The organism is Sandaracinaceae bacterium (assembly GCA_016706685.1).
In the GTDB taxonomy this organism is placed as follows: Bacteria; Myxococcota_A; Polyangia; order Polyangiales; family Houyiibacteriaceae; genus JADJJE01.
Genome location: JADJJE010000008.1, coordinates 76,924 through 92,482 on the forward strand (window position 1 = coordinate 76,924; position 15,559 = coordinate 92,482).

A 15,559-nucleotide genomic window follows, 5' to 3' on the forward strand; every position below is an offset into this window, starting at 1 on the left:
AACTGCAGTATTCGTATTCTCGAGGATACGCTGTGGCTCCAGACGCCTTCATTCGATGAGGTCTTCTCGTATTCGGCGAGGTCCGCTGTATTCCCGAGGATACAGAATCGCTGCCGCCAAGTGGTGGGCCCGAGCGCCGTCTGGGCAGACTGGAACGACCCGCGCATCGACGCGGCCACACGTTCTTTGCGCCCTTATCCATCGGAGATCATCACTATGAAGACCACACCCCTATTTCTTGCTGGCGTGCTCGCCCTGGGCTGGGAGGGCGGCTGCAGCTCCCCCAATGACGGCCTGCTCCCAGACGGAGCCGTGGCCCCCTGCTCGGCCACCGAGGTGATGTGCGGCTCCGGCTGCGCCGTGCTGGCCACCGACGACATGAACTGCGGTCGCTGTGATCGGGCGTGCGGCAACGGACAGTCTTGCACCGACGGGGTCTGTGCCTGCGCGGCGGGCCTGGTGACGTGCGGGATGGACTGCGTGGACGTGTCGTCGGACGTGGATCACTGCGGCGGCTGCGGCGACAACTGCGACCCCGGTGAGCTCTGCATCTCGGGCAGCTGTGCGTGTCCCGCGCCGGGCGTCACTTGCCCGAACGGCTGCTTCGACACGTCGTCCGATCCGCAGCACTGTGGATCCTGCGACAACGACTGCGGTCCGGGCGCCATCTGCCCGTCCGGCACCTGCGACTGCCCGCCGGATCGCACCGACTGCGGCGGCGGCTGCACCACGGGCCTCGACGCCGACCCGCTGAACTGCGGCACCTGCGCGAACACCTGCGCCACCGGCGCGACCTGTGAGACCGGCGTCTGCACCTGCCCCGCGGGTCAGATCGTGTGCGACGGGGCCTGCGTCGACGTCTCGAGCGACGAAGCCAACTGCGGGGCGTGCGGCGACAGCTGCCCGGCCCGTGCCACGTGCACCTCGGGCGTGTGTGCCTGCCCCGGCTCCGAGGTCGCGTGCGGCAACTCCTGTGTGAACCTCGCCAACAACCCCGAGCACTGCGGCGGTTGTGGCAACGACTGCGACCCCGTCGGCGGCTGCACCTCCGGCGTCTGCTCCTGCCCGGCGCCGCTGGTCGCGAGCGGGCGGAACTGCCTGGACCTCAGCGCCGACGTGGACAACTGCGGACAGACGGGGAACCAGTGCAACGCCGACCAGTACTGTGTGGCGGGTGACTGCGTGTGTCGCCCCGGTCTGACGCTGCTCGGCGGCAACTGCGTGGACACCAGCTCCGACCCGAACCACTGCGGCGTGGGCGACGTGACCTGCGGCGGAGGGACCCCGCGCTGCTCGGCCGGCGTCTGCGTCGTGAACTGCCCCAACAACCTCGACGAGTGCAACGACGCGTGCGTGGACACCGACACGGACCCGCTCAACTGCGGCGGGTGCGGAGACAGCTGTGACAATGATGAGCTATGCGTCGGTGGCAACTGCCGCCAGTTCCAGCCGGCCCTCGCGTGCAACGCCTGCCCCTGTCCCGTGACCTGCGTGGGCGACGCGGACCAGTGCTGCACGTACCCGAACACGAACGAAGCCGTGTGCGTGGAAGGCAACTCCTGCCCCTGAGCGCAGTGGGTCGCTCTAAGTGAATCGAAGACCGCGGTCGGAGCCATCCGGCCGCGGTCTTCTCGTCAGCTGTGCAGAACGGGGGATGCCAAACGAACACGCGGCGGTCCTCGACGCGGTCCGCGCGGGTTGCCGGTGGTGCTGGGGCGGCAGCACGCAAGAATCGCGTAGAGCCGCCGACAACGGGCTGGCATGACTCCGCGCAAGCACGCTCAGCGTCCACCTCCCACGTCCCAGAAGCCCAGGACCAAGGCGGACGGGGTTTCCCTGCCCCGGCGATCACGTGGGGACGCCATCAAGAAGGCTACTCCCGCAGCGCTCCCCGAGGACGAGGCCACCGTCGCGACGCTCGTGCGTGACGTCGGAGCAGTGATCGACGTGGCGCGTCGACAGGTTGCGGTCACGACGAACGCGACCCTGACAGGACTCTACTGGCAGATCGGTCGGCGTGTACGCACTGAGGTGCTCGACGAACGCCGCGCGGCGTACGGGGAGGTGATTGTCTCCGCAGTGGGGAGACAATTGGAGGCGGACTACGGGCGCGGCTTCGGCGAGAAGAGCCTGCGACACATGATCCGTTTCGCGCAGGCTTTCCCGGACGGAGATTGTCTCCGCACTGCGGAGACAATTGTCGTGACGCATTTCTGCAGCTCCAGCTACATCGACGATGAGCTGAAGCGCACCTTCTACGCCGAGATGTGCCGGGTCGAGGGGTGGTCCAGACGCGCCCTCACCGAGCGCATCGACGGCATGCTCTTCGAACGCACCGCTCTGTCGAAGAAGCCGGACGCGCTCGTCCGCAAGGAGCTGGCCGCCCTTCAGGACAAGAGCGAGCTCTCCCCCGCGCTCGTATTCCGCGATCCGTACGTGCTCGACTTCCTCGAACTTGCCGACGCGTACAGCGAGAAGGACCTCGAGACCGCGATCCTCCGAGAGATGGAGCATTTCCTCCTCGAGCTCGGCACGGGCTTCGCGTTCGTTGCTAGGCAGAAGCGCATCACGCTCGATGGCGACGACTACTACCTCGACCTCTTGTTCTTTCATCGACGGATGCGGCGCCTCGTAGCCGTCGAGCTCAAGATCGGTGACTTCAAACCCGCAGACTCCGGTCAGATGCAGCTGTACCTGAGCTGGCTCGATCGCCACGAGCGCCAGCCTTTCCGAGCAGCCCCCGCTCGGAATCATCCTTTGCGCAGGCAAGAAGCGCGAAACAGTCGAGTATCTGGATCTCGACGCACGGGGCATCCACGTCGCTGACGTACGTGACCGAGCTGCCTCCTCGCAAAGTGCTCGAGGAACGTCTGCACCGCGCGATCGAAGCCGCTCGGAACCGGATTGTGACACGTAGAGACAGGTGACCAACTCAGGGGTTCTGGTGTAGGAGTCGGGCATGTCTGGATGGAGCCCGGTCAGCGGTACCGAAGCAGCGACCCTCGAGCGCGAGCTGGCGCGTGAGCTACCGACCGGGCACGTGTTGAAGACGCTGAGGGTGCGAGCGATCGCTCGGCGCTTCGACTGTGACGACGTAGCCTTCGAGGTGGAGGACGGTCGGCGCTGCGTGGTGCACCTCACCTGGCGCGTCGACACCGACCCTCTGTGGCCGCGCTGCGTGTTCGTGAAAGAGCTTCCTGAGCGGAACGCCGAGGACGAGGACGGGTAAAGACACGCCTCGGAAAAAACCACCGCCCATGTCGGCAGCGGCTAGCCTCGTTCGTCCTCGCTACACCCCCCGGACGAAGGGAGCCCCTGACCGATGCTTTACGCCCTGCTTTGCTGCAATCCTGAAGACGTCGTCTGTGCCTGGACCAAGGAGGAGGACGACGCCGTGATGGCGCGCCTCGGGGTGGTGCACGAGCGCTGGGAGCGCGCCGGGAAGCTGAAGCCGGCCATTCGCCTGCTGCCCACCACGGCAGCCACCACGCTGCGCAAGGCCGATGGCCTGGTGCTGGACGGGCCGTATGCCGAGACCAAGGAGCAGCTGCTGGGCTTCTACATCGTGGACGTGGCGAGCCTCGAAGAGGGGCTGCAGTTCGCGCGCGAGCTGACCGAGGCCAACCCGGGCGGCGCCTACGAGCTTCGCCCGGTGGGGCTGTATCTGCCGGGCTCGCCCGTCAGCAGCGCGCAAGGCACCGGAACCTGACGTGAGCGACCTCGGGTACATGCAGAGCGCCCTCGGTGCCGCGCGACCGCGCGCCGTGGCGGCCCTGCTGCGCTACTTCCGCGACCTCGACCTCGCGGAAGAGGCCTACCAGGAGGCGTGCCTGCGGGCGCTCAAGGTGTGGCCCGAGAACGGACCGCCGCGTGACCCGGCCGGCTGGCTCATCATGGTGGGCCGCAACGCCGCGCTCGACAGCGTCCGCCGCAGCGCCCGGCAGACGCCCCTGTGCGAGGCCCCGCCCGAGCGCGTGCACGGGCTGCCCACGGACACCGAGGCCGAGCTGGTGGAGCGCCTGGACGACAGCCACTACCGCGACGACGTGCTGCGGCTGCTGTTCATCTGCTGCCACCCCGAGCTGCCGTCCACGCAGCAGATCGCGCTCGCGCTGCGCATCGTGTCGGGGCTGAGCGTGCCGCAGATCGCGCGCGCCTTCGTGGTGACCGAGGCCGCCATGGAGCAGCGCATCACGCGCGCCAAAGGCAAGGTGGCCGCTGCGGGCGTGCCCTTCGGCAACCCCACGCCAGCCGAGCGCGCCGAGCGCCTGGGCGCCGTGGCCGCCATGCTGCAGCTGGTGTTCAACGAGGGCTACAGCGCCGCCGCCGAGCCCGAGCGCGCGCCGCTGGCCGACGAGGCCATCCGGCTGATGCGCCTCTTGCTGCGCATGTTCCCGGCCGAGCCCGAGCTGATGGGGCTCCTGGCGCTGATGCTGCTGCAGCACTCCCGCGCCGCTGCGCGCTTCGGCGCTGCGGGCGAGGCCATCCTGCTGGACGACCAGGACCGCTCGCGCTGGAACACGCGCCTCATCCACGAGGGCCTCGCGCTCATCGACAAGGCCATGCGCCACCGCGCGCCCGGTGCCTACCAGGTGCAGGCCGCCATCGCCGCGCTGCACGCGCGCGCCAGCACCCCGGCCGACACCGACTGGGCGCAGATCGACCTCTTGTACGGCACGCTCGAGCGCCTGACGCCGTCGCCCGTGGTCACGCTCAACCGCGCGGTGGCCGTGTCCAAAGTGCGTGGCCCCGAGCCCGCGCTCGCCATGGTGGAGCCACTGGGCGAGCGGCTGGCCGGCTACTTCCACTTCCACGGCCTGCGCGGCGGTCTGTCTCTGCAGCTGGGCCGCCCGCAGGAAGCCCGCGCGGCGTTCGACCGCGCCATCGCGCTTGCCACCACGGCCGCCGAGGCCGCCCACATCCGCATGCACCTCGACCGCCTGCGCTGACCCTCTGACCCCGAGCCCCGAGAACTGGAGAATCCGTCATGTCCCGCAAGATCTTCGTCAACCTGCCCGTCAGAGACCTGCCTGCGTCGCGTGGGTTCTATGCCGCGCTGGGCTTCACCTTCAACGAGCACTTCTGCGACGACACCGCCGCGTGCGTGGTCATCTCCGAAGACATCTTCGCCATGCTGCTCACGCACGCGAAGTTCACGTCGTTCACGGAGCGCGCCATCTTGGACCCCAAGCAGCACATCGAGGTGCTGAACTGCCTGTCCTGCGACAGCAAGGAAGAGGTGGACCGCGTGGCTGGCGCCGCCCTGACCCACGGCGGCAAGGAGCCGCGCCCCACCACCGACATGGGCTTCATGCCACTACCGCACGGTCGAAGACCTGGACGGACACACCTGGGAGTTCATGTGGATGGACCCAGCCGCCATCCCGGGCTGAGCTCCCGCCACCACCCTTCCGCTCACCACATCACCGAGAGACACCGTCATGACCACCGAGATCACTCCCATGGACGAGCGCGAGCTCGTGCTCACCCGCCTCGTCGACGTGCCCGCCGAGAAGCTCTATCGCTGCTGGACCGAGCCGGCCCTGCTCACGCAGTGGTTCGCGCCGCTGCCATGGACCACCCCGCACGCCGAGCTGGACGTGCGCGCCGGCGGCGCCAACCGCATCACCATGCGCAGCCCCGAGGGCGAGGACATGCCCAACGAGGGCATCTACCTCGAGGTGGTGCCCAACCAGAAGCTGGTGATCACCGACGCGTTCCGCGCGGGCTGGATGCCCACGGCCGCCGCGTTCATGGTGATCGTGCTGACGTTCACGCCGGAGGACGGCAAGACGCGCTACATCGCACGCGCCCGCCACTGGACCAAGGAGGCCGCCGAGCAGCACGAGCAGATGGGCTTCCACACGGGCTGGGGCATCTGCGCCGACCAGCTGGTCGCGCTCGCCAAGACGCTCTGAAGCAAGGAGGAACGCAGCCATGCTCGACACCCCCGTCATCCTCGAGACCACCCCGCTGATCACCGCGTGCGTGCACGTCACCGTGGCGCGCGACCAGATCCAGCACGTCATGGGCCCCGCCATCAGCGAGGTCTACGGCGCCGTCATGGCGCAGCAGCGCACGCCCACGGGGCCATGGTTCACGCACCACCACCGCATCGAGCCCCACGCTCTTCGAGTTCGACGCGTGCGTGCCCATCGACCAGCCCATCACGCCGGTGGGGCGCGTGTTCCGCTAGCGAGTGGCCGGCTACGCGCGTGGCGCGCGTGATCTACAGCGGCCCGTATGAAGGGCTCGGCGAAGCCTGGCCCGAGTTCAAGGCCTGGCTCGAGCGCGAGGGCCACACGGGCCGCAGCGACCTGTACGAGCGCTACCTGGTGGGCCCCGAGAGCACGCAGGACCCGGCGGAGTACCGCACGGAGCTGATCCAGCCGCTCGTGTGACGTCCAGCCGCAGCCCCCTCGGCAACGTGTGATGGTGGGCTTTCACAGCATACTAGATTCTAGTATGATGTGAGCATGGCCAAGACAACGAGCCTGATCCTCGGTGACCACTTCGAGCAGTTCGTGCAGAGCAAGGTGGCGAGCGGCGAATACGCGAGCGCCAGCGAGGTCATCCGCGACGCTCTCAGGACGTTCGAGAAGGAAGACGAAAAGGAGCGGGCGCTGCTGCGCGAGCTCGACCGCGCGAGCGCCAGTGGCCGTGCCAAGCCCGGGGTGTTCGAACGACTGCGCGCGAAGCACGGCATCAAGTGACGCGCCGACGGAAGGCCGTCGTTCACTACTCGAAAGTTGCCGAGGAAGCGCTCGACGCCATCGCCATGTACACAGCAGTCGAGTGGGGCCATGCCCAACGGGACCGCTACATCGCTCTCCTCCAAGACGCGTGCGAGCGCGTGGTTCCGCTCCACGCCACCCTCGCCCGCCCGGTCCCAGGCATACCCGAGCTACGGACACTGCGCTGCGAGCGCCACGTGATCTACTTCCGAGAGGTCGAGGACGGCTTCGAGATCGTGCATGTGCTTCACGATCGCCAGCTGCCCACGAAGCATTTGTAGGGCTTGTTGTGGACTGCAGTGGGCGATGAAGTCGTGGCGTGGCCCTTGGGCTTGCGGTGCGACCCGTCGACAGGATAGGGATCATGCATGTCCCGCGTCGCGCTCCTGGTCGTGCCTGTGCTCACCGCGCACGCGCTGTGCTTCGTGATCGGCTGCGGAGGCGGTGGCGACGGCACGCCGGATGATGGTGGCAGCTCGGCGGACACCGGCACGCGCATGGACCAGGCCGTCGACCAGGCCGTCGTCGACTTGGGGCCCGAGGAGCAAATCACCCCCGATGACCCCGGCGCGGCCGACGTGCGCTTCGAGATCGCGTCGGCCAGCGACCGCCACGCGATCAGCCCATGGATCTACGGGTCCAACCAGGTGGACGATGGCGACACGCACGGCGTCTCCATGGGCCGCATCGGGGGCAACCGCTGGACGGCCTACAACTGGAGACCAACGCGTCCAACGCGGGCTCCGACTACCTGTACCAGAACGACACCTACCTCGGCGGCGGCTCGGCTCCCGGAGGCGCTGTCGCTGGGCCGTGGGCGACCTGCACGACGCGGACCTCGGCGCGCTGCTCACCGTGCCCATCGCGGGCTGGGTGTCGGCCGACACCACGGGGCCCACGCCCAGCGACGGCAGCGGGCGTGGCACACGCTTCCTGCCACCAGAGGCCACTCGGGGCACGCTCAGGGGCGCGCCCAGCCTGAGCGACGGCACCGTCTACACCGACGAGTTCGTGGACGGGGTGCGGCGCACGCTCATGCCCAGCGGCACGGTGTTCTTCTCGCTCGATAACGAGCCCGACCTCTGGTCCAGCACGCACTCCGAGATCCACCCCACCGCGGTCACCTACGCCGAGCTGGTCACGCGCAACGTGGAGCACGCCACGGCCATCACCAGTGTGGTGCCAGCTGCCGTGGTCTTCGGCCCCGTGAACTACGGCTACGCCGGCTTCATGAACCTGCAGGCCGCGTCCGACGCCATGGGGCGCGACTTCATCGACTTCTACCTGGACGCGATGAGCGACGCCGAAGACACCGCACGGCGCCGCCTGGTGGATGTGCTGGACGTGCACTGGTACCCCGAGGCGCAGGGGCGGGGGCGTGCGCATCACCGGCGACGGACGGGCGATGCCATGGCGACCGCGCGCATGCAGGCCCCACGATCGCTGTGGGACGCGAGCGTACACGGAGACCAGCTGGATCACGGGCTGCTGCAGCGACGGCGCCATCCGCTTGATCCCGCGGCTACAGGACAAGATCGACGCGCACTACCCTGGCACGGGCATCGCCATCACCGAGTACAACTACGGCGCGGCCGGGCACATCTCGGGCGGCGTGGCGCAGGCCGACGTGCTGGGCATCTTCGGACGCGAGCGCGTGTTCGCGGCCATGTGGTGGCAGCTCTCCGCCGAGCGCGCCTTCGTGGACGGCGCGTTCGAGATGTTCCGCGACTTCGACGGTGCGGGCTCGCGCTTCGGTGACACCTCCATCTCGGCGACCACGTCCGACGTCGCGCGCGTGTCCGTGTATGCCAGCGTGGACGCGGCCACCTCGGGCCGCATGGTGGTGGTGGCCATCAACCGCAGCAGCCAGGCGCTCTCGGCCGGCATCCGCATCGCCCACACGCGGCAGTTCAGCTCGGCGCGCGTCTTCCGACTCACCGCGGCGTCCCCGTCCCCGGCCGCCGATGGAACCGTGACGCTCTCCTGACCAACGCGCTGACGGTCATGCTCCCCGCGCGCAGCGTGACCACCCTCGAGCTGGTGCCCTGAGGGCACCGGCGTCCTGGCGTCACGGCGGCGGCGGCGCGGGCGGCCCACGTGGACCAGTCACGACGTATGTCGTCGAACGTGGTGGTGCCGGTGAGGGTGTAGTTGGACTCCGTGATCTCGGTCGCGGCGCACACGCTCGCCGTGGGACCGGTGACGCAATAGATCCCGCGCCTCGAGCTGTCGGTCCGCGCCAGGGCCCGCGCGACGACGGAACTCGTTGCCGCTGGCGTCCGTGCCTTGCGCGGAGGCGCCAGCGACCGTCACGTTCTGGATTCCAGCGGCGCGCAGCGCCCCGCCCAGCGCCTCTCCCTGCGGGGCAGCTGGCCCTGCAGCTGCGCGAGGATGCGCTCCCTCACCGCGGTCCCAGGGCCGCGCACGGCCAACGCCACCACGCTGCCCTGGACGCGCGAGACGTTGATGCCGGGCCCGGTGCTCTCCACCGTGACCGTCACCGTCTGTCCGCGCTGGCCCGTCGCGACGAACGACCAGTCCACCAGCGGGTCCTGCGGTCGCTGCTCCCTGGGCACGAAGCCATAGCCCACGAAGCGAGCGCTCACGGCAAGGGCGCTGGGGGCCGCCGCGAGGGGCGGATCGGTCAACGGGGGGATCGTGGGCGGCCACTGGTCGATGGCCGGCTGTACCGCTGCTTCGGCTTGCTGTTGCGCCACGGCGGCGACCGCGCTGGCCATGTTGGCGTCGTTCTCGGCCTGACGGTCGGCTTCCTCCTGCTCGGTCATGTGCTCGGACACGAGCGAGACGATGCTGCCCACGACCACCAGCGCCGTGAGCACGGCGCCGGCCACCACGAGCTTCGTGCGATGTGTCTTGGCCAGCGTGAGCAGCGGCACAGGCGTCTCGCCGCGCAGGCGCGCCGCCCGGGACCGGATCCTGTCGATGGCAAAGGCCCCCAGCGCCCCGCTCAGGGCTGACACCATCAAGGCAAAGAGCCCGTTGACGATGTAGCCGTTGGCGAAGAACGCCAGGACACCGGTCAGGTTCAGCCGACCGCGAAGCCAGTGGCTGCCACCGCGAGCGCCCAGTGGGCCAGCATGGCTGGCATGTCCAGCCCGGGGAGCCGCGGGAAGTCGGTCCCCCGCGCGGGGAAGCCCTGCGCCGCAATCCCCTGCGTCAGCCACGGGGTGTATCCCGCGACGAACGCCTCCTGGCCCTCGTACCCCGCGAGCTTCTTGGGCACCAGGAACTCGTACACGAGCCCGTTGGCGAGTGTCAGGCGCATCCCGATGGATCCGAGCGCGAACGCCTGGAACGTCTCCGCCTTCACCAGGTCAGCATGCTCGATGGCGGCCGGTGAGCCCGCCTTTCGACCAAAGAGCCGGCCACCGCGCGTGAACAGCAGCAGGCGTTCGTTGGTCACGGCCACCTGAAAGTCTTCGAGGTACGCGAAGCGGATGAAGCGCAACGTCCGCACCAGCGCGGGGACCTGGCGCTCCACGTAGGCGGTGCTGGTGACGGCCTCACCCGGACGGAGGTGCGGGGCGGCCATGGCGGCGATCGCGGCGTCGTGCGCTTGCATGGCGGAAAGCTAGACCGCGCGTGGCGTGGAGCTCCCTTATTGGCACCTTAATTCGTTCGTCCATTGTGCTATCCAGGGCTGGACTGCATCCCGAGTCGTAGGAGGTCCACTTGTCCCGTCAGGCACGCGTCGCGCCTCGTTCTCTGCGCTGGTACGTTGAGTATGCTCTCGGCCGTGGGCTGGGGTGTGGCCCAGCCGGCGGCCACGCCGAGCCCCGGCGCAGCGCCCACGCCCACGCCCGAGGCCCTCATGGAGGGCGTGCCCACGAAGATGGGGCGGCGCATCGTGAGCCAGCTTCGGACGGCCCATGGGGCCATGCCCACGGTCTTGCGCGCGGCCCATCTCACCCAGCCCGACGGGGGCGAGCAGGTCTTCTTCGTGTACGAGTACTCCTCTTCGATGCCTGCGTGGCCGCCGCCCCTCACGCGCCGAAGGGCGCCAAGCGTGCCGCGATCGGCTCCAGGAGGACGCGCGGCTGACCACCGCCAAGGCGGCGTTCGTCACCGTGGCGGCCACGCCCGCTGGCCGCGCCGCAGGCACCGGAGGCGCCATCACGGTGGTGTTCGACGCGGACGTGCGCCGCGGTTGCCGCACCCACCGCGTGCTCGAGGTGGCCCTGCGCGACGTGGACGCGGACCAGCGGCCGGAGCTCTTGGTAGACATCGTGGGCTCGCATCCGGAGCGCGGCTTTCGCTCGGGCAACGAGTACGAGCGGCGCCTGCGGGACCCGGTGATCTTCGATGCCACCGGGCGGGAGCAGCTCCATGCGGAGCTCGGCGCCTGGGGCCCGACCGACGACGAGAGCGCCACCAGCAGCGTGTCCGCGCGCTGGAGCATGCGGGACACCAACGCCGACCGTCGCCCCGATGTGGTGGTGGAGTCGTTCGCCTACGAAGAGATGTACGACTGTCCGGTCACCGACGACGGCTGGTTCACGCCGCGCTCGGAAGACGACGAAGACGGCTACGAGTGCTCCGGTGCGCCACGGCTCACCACGTTCCGCTACGACACGGCGCGTGACGTCTTTGTGGAGTAGCCCAGCGCGCGCCGCCGCGCTGTACGTGACGGCCGGCATGGTCACGGCCGGTGTGGTGGCCAGCTCCCTGTCGTGGGCCGGGGCGCGCTCGCAGGTCGCCACTCCGGCAGCGCCCGCGGCGAACCTCGTGACCCCACGCGGGTGTGCCGGCTGCCACGCCGAGGTCACCCGCGAGTGGCAGGAGTCGCTGCACGCCCAGTCGTTTCGCGACCCCATCTTCCAAGCCGAGTTCCAGCCTCACCCGGCCGAGGACTGCGTGGCGTGCCACGCGCCGCTCGCCACGAACCTGGTGGCGCCCGCGGAAGCCGACACGCGCGAAGGCGTGGGGGTGCGTTTTCGTGTCACGTGAACGCCGCGGGGCACATCCTCGGATCCGCGCGGGGCAGGCAGCGGTCGAGTGCATCGGCTCCCGCAGCGGCAGGCCAGGTAGACCCACCGCACCCTGTGCAGCGCAGCGGTGAGCTCGGCTCGGCGGCGCTCTGCGCGCGCTGCCACGAGTTCGCCTTCCCGCCTCCGCGCGCGGGGAGCCTGGGCTACGACCCGGCGATCTTGCAGCAGGCCACGTTCACCGAGTGGCGCGCCTCGCGCGCCGGTCGCCAAGGGCTCGCGTGCGTGGGCTGTCACATGCCCCGACGCGCCGACGGCCACTTCGACCACCGCATGCCGGGGGCGTCCGCCGAGCTGCTGGCACGCGCGGTCCGCGTCCAGGTGCGCGCCACCCGCGACGCCGACGGGGTCACCGTGCGGGTCACCTTTGCGAACACGGGAGGTAGGGCACGCGCTCCCCACCGGCGACATCTTTCGGCGCCTCATCGTGCGGGCCGAGCTCGGCAGCGAGCGCACGTCCACCGAGCTGCGCCGCTACTTCGGCACCAGCCACGTGGGGGGCGCGCTGGTGACCACGGAGATCGACGACACCCGCGTGATGCCGGGCCGCCCGCGCGTGGTCACGCTGCGCCTGCCGCGCGTCCCCGGTGCGAACCGCGTCCGCTGGAGCGTGGCTCACGCGCGCCTCGACCCGAGCGTGGCGCAGGCTCGCGCGCTGCCGATGAGCGATGTGGAGACGGTGTTCGAGTCGGGCGAGGCCCTGGTACGCTAGCGAGAACACGTCACAGCCCGCTGCTAGCCTGTGGGCATGTGCGGTCGCTACACGCTGTCCGAGATGCCCGAGTGGTCGGAGCTCCACATCCGCATCCCGGATGAGCTGCTGCTGAGGCCCCGCTACAACGCCGCGCCCGGCGCGCACCAGCTGGTGGTCACGCGCGACCCGGGCGGGCAGCTCACGCTGGGGGAGCTGCGCTGGGGTGCGCGCGCGGGGCAGCGCATGGTGCAGAACGCGCGGCGAGAGTCGCTGGGAGCGCCCGTCTGGCGGGAGCACGCCGGCTCGCGCTGCGTGGTGCCGGCCGATGGCTACGTGGAGTGGCAGAAGACGCCTCGCGGGAAGCAGCCGCTGTGGCTCCGAGACGCGAGCGAGCCGGGGCGCACGCTGTGGATGGCGGGCCTGGTGCTGCCGGATGGGTTCGTGATCATCACCACACCGCCTTCGGAGGACGTGGCCGCGGTGCACGCCCGCATGCCGGCGCTGTTGGGGGCTGACGTAGTGGACGCGTGGCTCAGCGCGCCGTGGTCGGCGGCGCGTGCGTTGCTGGTGCCTGCACCAGAAGGGTTGCTGGCGGCACGGCTGCTGGGGGCGCGCATCAATTCGAGCCTGCACGACGACGCGCGGTGTTTGGAGGCGCCTGAGCCCGCGGCCCAGCTGCAGCTCTTTCGGGACGCCGCGCGCTAGCGGCAATCGCCTCGAGGGTGACCGAGATCGCGCTGGCACGAACCGCTGAGCGCTCCGCACCTTGCGCATGGCCCGGCGGCCATCTAGCTTCGGTAACAGAAGCTATCATCCAACCCGCCCGCGAGACCCCACGCGGCGCGCACCGAAGGACACGCATGAAGACCAAGATCACCGAGCTGTTCGGCATCGAGCACCCCATCATCCAGGGGGGCATGCACTTCGTGGGCTTCGCCGAGTTGGCCGCGGCGGTCTCCAACGCTGGCGGGCTCGGCATGATCACCGGGCTCACGCAGCGGTCGCCGGAGCTCCTGGCAAAAGAGATCGCGCGCTGCCGCGAGATGACCAGCAAGCCCTTCGGCGTGAACCTCACGTTCCTGCCCAGCCTCAACACGCCCGACTACCCGGGCTACGTGAACGCCATCATCGACGGCGGCGTGCGCATCGTGGAGACCGCCGGCCGCAACCCCGAGGCGTACATGCCCACGCTGAAGGCGGCGGGGGTGCGCGTGATCCACAAGTGCACCTCGGTGCGCCACGCGCTGAAGGCGCAGGCCATCGGCTGCGACGCCGTGTCGGTGGACGGCTTCGGAGTGCGGCGGCCATCCCGGGGAGGACGACATCCCCAACATGATCCTGCTGCCGCGCGCCGCCGACGAGCTGAGCATCCCGTTCGTGGCCTCGGGCGGCATGGCCGACGCGCGCTCGCTGGTGGCCGCGCTCGCCATGGGCGCCGAGGGCATCAACATGGGCACGCGCTTCATCGCCACGAAGGAGGCGCCCGTGCACGAGAAGGTGAAGCAGGCCATCGTGGCCGCCACCGAGCTGGACACGCGCCTGGTGATGCGGCCGCTGCGCAACACGGAGCGCGTGCTCACCAACGCGGCCGTGGAGCGGCTGCTGGTGAAAGAGAAGGAGCTGGGCGACAAGCTCACGTTCGAGGACATCCGCGAAGAGGTGGCGGGCGTGTACCCGCGCATCATGCTGGAGGGCGACATGGACGCGGGCGCGTGGTCGTGCGGCATGGTGGCCGGGCTGATCCACGACATCCCCACCTGTGAAGAGCTCATCAGCCGCATCATGCGCGAAGCCGACGCCATCATTCAGGGCCGGCCCGTGCGCATGCTGGCCCTGAGCCAGACCCGGCGCATGTCACGTTCGTCGCTCAGCGGTGTGGACTGCGGCGTTGCCCAGGCGCTCGACATCATCGGCGAGTGGTGGACGTTGCTGATCCTGCGCAACGCCTTCCACGGCATGCGCACCTTCGACGCGTTTCAGGAGCACCTCGGCATCTCGTCGAGCGTGCTCAGCGCACGCCTGAAGACGCTGTGCGAAGCGGGCGTGCTCGAGAAGCTGCCGTCCGAGCACGACGGCCGCTCATTCGAGTATCGGCTGACCGAGCGTGGCCTCGACCTCTACCCGGTGCTGGCCGGGCTGGTGCTGTGGGGCGAGAAGTGGTTCCCCAACGGCCGCGGCCCGCGGACGCAGCTGCTGGACAAGCGCACCGGCAAGCCCGTGGACGGCGTGCACGTGCTGGCCCGCGACGGCACGCGCCTCGGACCGCGCGACGTGACGCCGGTGGCAGGACGCGGGGCCGATGAGAAGGTGCGCGCGCTGGTGGCGCACCGGAAGACGCGCCGCGCGTAGCCACGCAAACTCGGGTACCTTTCGCGCTGTTCACAGCCCCAGGAGACGCCGAGATGTCCATGAAGAGAGTCCTGACCGCGTTCGTGCTCCTCGCGGGAGCCAGCGTCGGCCCGAGCGGGTGTGGCTCCGCGCCGCCGCCGTGTGTGTGCCCGTGCGCCGAGGGCGTGGGGGCAGGCGCCGCGCCGGAAGCCGAAGCGCCGGCGGACGACGCGTGGGCCGGTGGCGAAGACACGAGCGGCGTGCAGCGCTTCGCGGTCCCCGTGACCGCGGAGCAGCCGAGCCAGGGGCCCGCGGACGCGCTGGTCACTATGGTGGTCTTCAGCGACTTCCAGTGTCCCTTCTGCGCTCGGTTGAACCCCACGGTGGAGCAGCTGATGCGCGCCTACCCCACGCAGCTGCGCGTGGTCTGGCGCAACCTGCCGCTCGCCTTCCACCCGAACGCGATGCCCGCCGCCGAGGCCGCCATGGAGGCCTTCGCGCAGGGCGGTGACCGGGCGTTCTGGCAGATGCACGACCTGCTCTTCGAGCACCAGCGCGACCTCACGCGCGAGACCCTGGACCGCCTGGCCGCCCAGGTGGGCCTCGACACGCAGCGCTTCCAGGCCGCCATGGACAGCCACGCGCACCAGGACGCCATCGAGGCGGACATGGCGCTGGCGGAGCAGATCGGGGCCCAGGGCACGCCCAACTCGTTCTTGAACGGCGTGCAGGTCACCGGCGCACAGCCCTTTGAGTCGTTCGTCGAAGTCATGGACGCGGAGCTCGCGCACGCCCAG

General features: G+C 69.7%; 17 protein-coding genes and 4 pseudogenes. 17 read left to right on the forward strand and 4 right to left on the reverse strand.

All coding sequences use genetic code 11. The features are described from left to right. Positions 1-216 precede the first annotated feature (216 nt). The 5 genes and pseudogenes from IPI43_11740 (at position 217) to IPI43_11760 (ending at position 4,949) form a co-directional block, all read left to right on the forward strand. Entirely contained in the window at positions 217-1,569 is a 1,353-nt protein-coding gene (locus tag IPI43_11740; protein MBK7774790.1) for a hypothetical protein, read from the forward strand. Between the two features lie 192 nt (positions 1,570-1,761). Next, positions 1,762-2,927 (forward strand): annotated as a pseudogene (locus IPI43_11745) (DUF1016 family protein). 32 nt (positions 2,928-2,959) lie between these two features. Continuing rightward, complete coding sequence (locus IPI43_11750; protein MBK7774791.1) at positions 2,960-3,229, forward strand: hypothetical protein; 270 nt, start codon at positions 2,960-2,962, stop codon at positions 3,227-3,229. A 93-nt stretch (positions 3,230-3,322) separates the two neighbouring features. Continuing rightward, a complete protein-coding gene (locus IPI43_11755; GenBank protein MBK7774792.1) occupies positions 3,323-3,709 on the forward strand; it encodes a YciI family protein in 387 nt (128 codons plus the stop codon). A gap of 1 nt (position 3,710) precedes the next feature. After that, positions 3,711-4,949: an RNA polymerase sigma factor gene (locus tag IPI43_11760; protein ID MBK7774793.1), complete on the forward strand. Its 1,239-nt coding sequence runs from the start codon at positions 3,711-3,713 to the stop codon at positions 4,947-4,949. Between the two features lie 97 nt (positions 4,950-5,046). Here the strand turns inward: IPI43_11760 and IPI43_11765 are convergent, their stop codons facing one another. Then, complete coding sequence (locus tag IPI43_11765; protein MBK7774794.1) at positions 5,047-5,313, reverse strand: hypothetical protein; 267 nt, start codon at positions 5,311-5,313, stop codon at positions 5,047-5,049. Positions 5,314-5,441: 128 nt separating this feature from the next. Here IPI43_11765 and IPI43_11770 point away from each other — a divergent pair, with 128 nt between their 5' ends. From IPI43_11770 to IPI43_11795, 6 genes and pseudogenes are all read left to right on the forward strand, one after another. Next, positions 5,442-5,918: an SRPBCC family protein gene (locus tag IPI43_11770; protein ID MBK7774795.1), complete on the forward strand. Its 477-nt coding sequence runs from the start codon at positions 5,442-5,444 to the stop codon at positions 5,916-5,918. A gap of 19 nt (positions 5,919-5,937) precedes the next feature. Next, positions 5,938-6,401, forward strand: a pseudogene (locus tag IPI43_11775) (GyrI-like domain-containing protein). Between the two features lie 75 nt (positions 6,402-6,476). Next, entirely contained in the window at positions 6,477-6,713 is a 237-nt protein-coding gene (locus tag IPI43_11780) for a type II toxin-antitoxin system ParD family antitoxin (GenBank protein MBK7774796.1), read from the forward strand. Then, positions 6,710-7,015 (forward strand): type II toxin-antitoxin system RelE/ParE family toxin, encoded by a 306-nt coding sequence (locus IPI43_11785; protein ID MBK7774797.1) that lies wholly within the window; start codon positions 6,710-6,712, stop codon positions 7,013-7,015. Before IPI43_11780 ends, IPI43_11785 begins: the two co-directional genes overlap by 4 nt. A 532-nt stretch (positions 7,016-7,547) precedes the next feature. Next, entirely contained in the window at positions 7,548-8,492 is a 945-nt protein-coding gene (locus tag IPI43_11790) for a hypothetical protein (GenBank protein ID MBK7774798.1), read from the forward strand. Beyond that, complete coding sequence (locus IPI43_11795; GenBank protein ID MBK7774799.1) at positions 8,452-8,721, forward strand: hypothetical protein; 270 nt, start codon at positions 8,452-8,454, stop codon at positions 8,719-8,721. Before IPI43_11790 ends, IPI43_11795 begins: the two co-directional genes overlap by 41 nt. Before the next feature lie 322 nt (positions 8,722-9,043). Here the strand turns inward: IPI43_11795 and IPI43_11800 are convergent, their stop codons facing one another. From IPI43_11800 to IPI43_11810, 3 genes are all read right to left on the reverse strand, one after another. Then, positions 9,044-9,718, reverse strand: coding sequence for a hypothetical protein (locus IPI43_11800; protein ID MBK7774800.1), 675 nt, complete (start codon positions 9,716-9,718; stop codon positions 9,044-9,046). 62 nt (positions 9,719-9,780) lie between these two features. Next, a complete protein-coding gene (locus IPI43_11805) occupies positions 9,781-10,317 on the reverse strand; it encodes a hypothetical protein (GenBank protein ID MBK7774801.1) in 537 nt (178 codons plus the stop codon). A 68-nt stretch (positions 10,318-10,385) separates the two neighbouring features. Continuing rightward, positions 10,386-10,601 (reverse strand): hypothetical protein, encoded by a 216-nt coding sequence (locus tag IPI43_11810; GenBank protein MBK7774802.1) that lies wholly within the window; start codon positions 10,599-10,601, stop codon positions 10,386-10,388. 221 nt (positions 10,602-10,822) lie between these two features. On the opposite strand from IPI43_11810, the gene IPI43_11815 reads away from it, so the two are divergent. From IPI43_11815 to IPI43_11840, 6 genes and pseudogenes are all read left to right on the forward strand, one after another. Next, complete coding sequence (locus IPI43_11815) at positions 10,823-11,353, forward strand: hypothetical protein (GenBank protein ID MBK7774803.1); 531 nt, start codon at positions 10,823-10,825, stop codon at positions 11,351-11,353. After that, positions 11,334-11,702 carry a hypothetical protein gene (locus tag IPI43_11820; protein MBK7774804.1) on the forward strand — a complete coding sequence of 123 codons (369 nt, stop codon included), beginning with the start codon at positions 11,334-11,336 and terminating at the stop codon, positions 11,700-11,702. The genes IPI43_11815 and IPI43_11820 overlap by 20 nt, the downstream gene beginning before the upstream one ends. A gap of 405 nt (positions 11,703-12,107) precedes the next feature. Beyond that, a complete protein-coding gene (locus IPI43_11825) occupies positions 12,108-12,452 on the forward strand; it encodes a hypothetical protein (GenBank protein ID MBK7774805.1) in 345 nt (114 codons plus the stop codon). A gap of 36 nt (positions 12,453-12,488) precedes the next feature. Then, a complete protein-coding gene (locus IPI43_11830) occupies positions 12,489-13,139 on the forward strand; it encodes an SOS response-associated peptidase (protein ID MBK7774806.1) in 651 nt (216 codons plus the stop codon). Between the two features lie 155 nt (positions 13,140-13,294). Continuing rightward, positions 13,295-14,264, forward strand: a pseudogene (locus IPI43_11835) (nitronate monooxygenase). Between the two features lie 572 nt (positions 14,265-14,836). Continuing rightward, a pseudogene (locus IPI43_11840) lies at positions 14,837-15,538 on the forward strand (thioredoxin domain-containing protein). The last annotated feature ends 21 nt before the right edge of the window (positions 15,539-15,559 follow it).

Coding starts and splice junctions, on each gene's coding strand:
- IPI43_11740 (MBK7774790.1), top strand. CDS start 217: ATGAAGACCACACCCCTATTTCTTGCTGGCGTGCTCGCCCTGGGCTGG.
- IPI43_11750 (MBK7774791.1), top strand. CDS start 2,960: ATGTCTGGATGGAGCCCGGTCAGCGGTACCGAAGCAGCGACCCTCGAG.
- IPI43_11755 (MBK7774792.1), top strand. CDS start 3,323: ATGCTTTACGCCCTGCTTTGCTGCAATCCTGAAGACGTCGTCTGTGCC.
- IPI43_11765 (MBK7774794.1), bottom strand. CDS start 5,313: ATGAAGCCCATGTCGGTGGTGGGGCGCGGCTCCTTGCCGCCGTGGGTC.
- IPI43_11770 (MBK7774795.1), top strand. CDS start 5,442: ATGACCACCGAGATCACTCCCATGGACGAGCGCGAGCTCGTGCTCACC.
- IPI43_11780 (MBK7774796.1), top strand. CDS start 6,477: ATGGCCAAGACAACGAGCCTGATCCTCGGTGACCACTTCGAGCAGTTC.
- IPI43_11795 (MBK7774799.1), top strand. CDS start 8,452: ATGTTCCGCGACTTCGACGGTGCGGGCTCGCGCTTCGGTGACACCTCC.
- IPI43_11800 (MBK7774800.1), bottom strand. CDS start 9,718: ATGGTGTCAGCCCTGAGCGGGGCGCTGGGGGCCTTTGCCATCGACAGG.
- IPI43_11805 (MBK7774801.1), bottom strand. CDS start 10,317: ATGCAAGCGCACGACGCCGCGATCGCCGCCATGGCCGCCCCGCACCTC.
- IPI43_11810 (MBK7774802.1), bottom strand. CDS start 10,601: ATGCGCCGCCCCATCTTCGTGGGCACGCCCTCCATGAGGGCCTCGGGC.
- IPI43_11830 (MBK7774806.1), top strand. CDS start 12,489: ATGTGCGGTCGCTACACGCTGTCCGAGATGCCCGAGTGGTCGGAGCTC.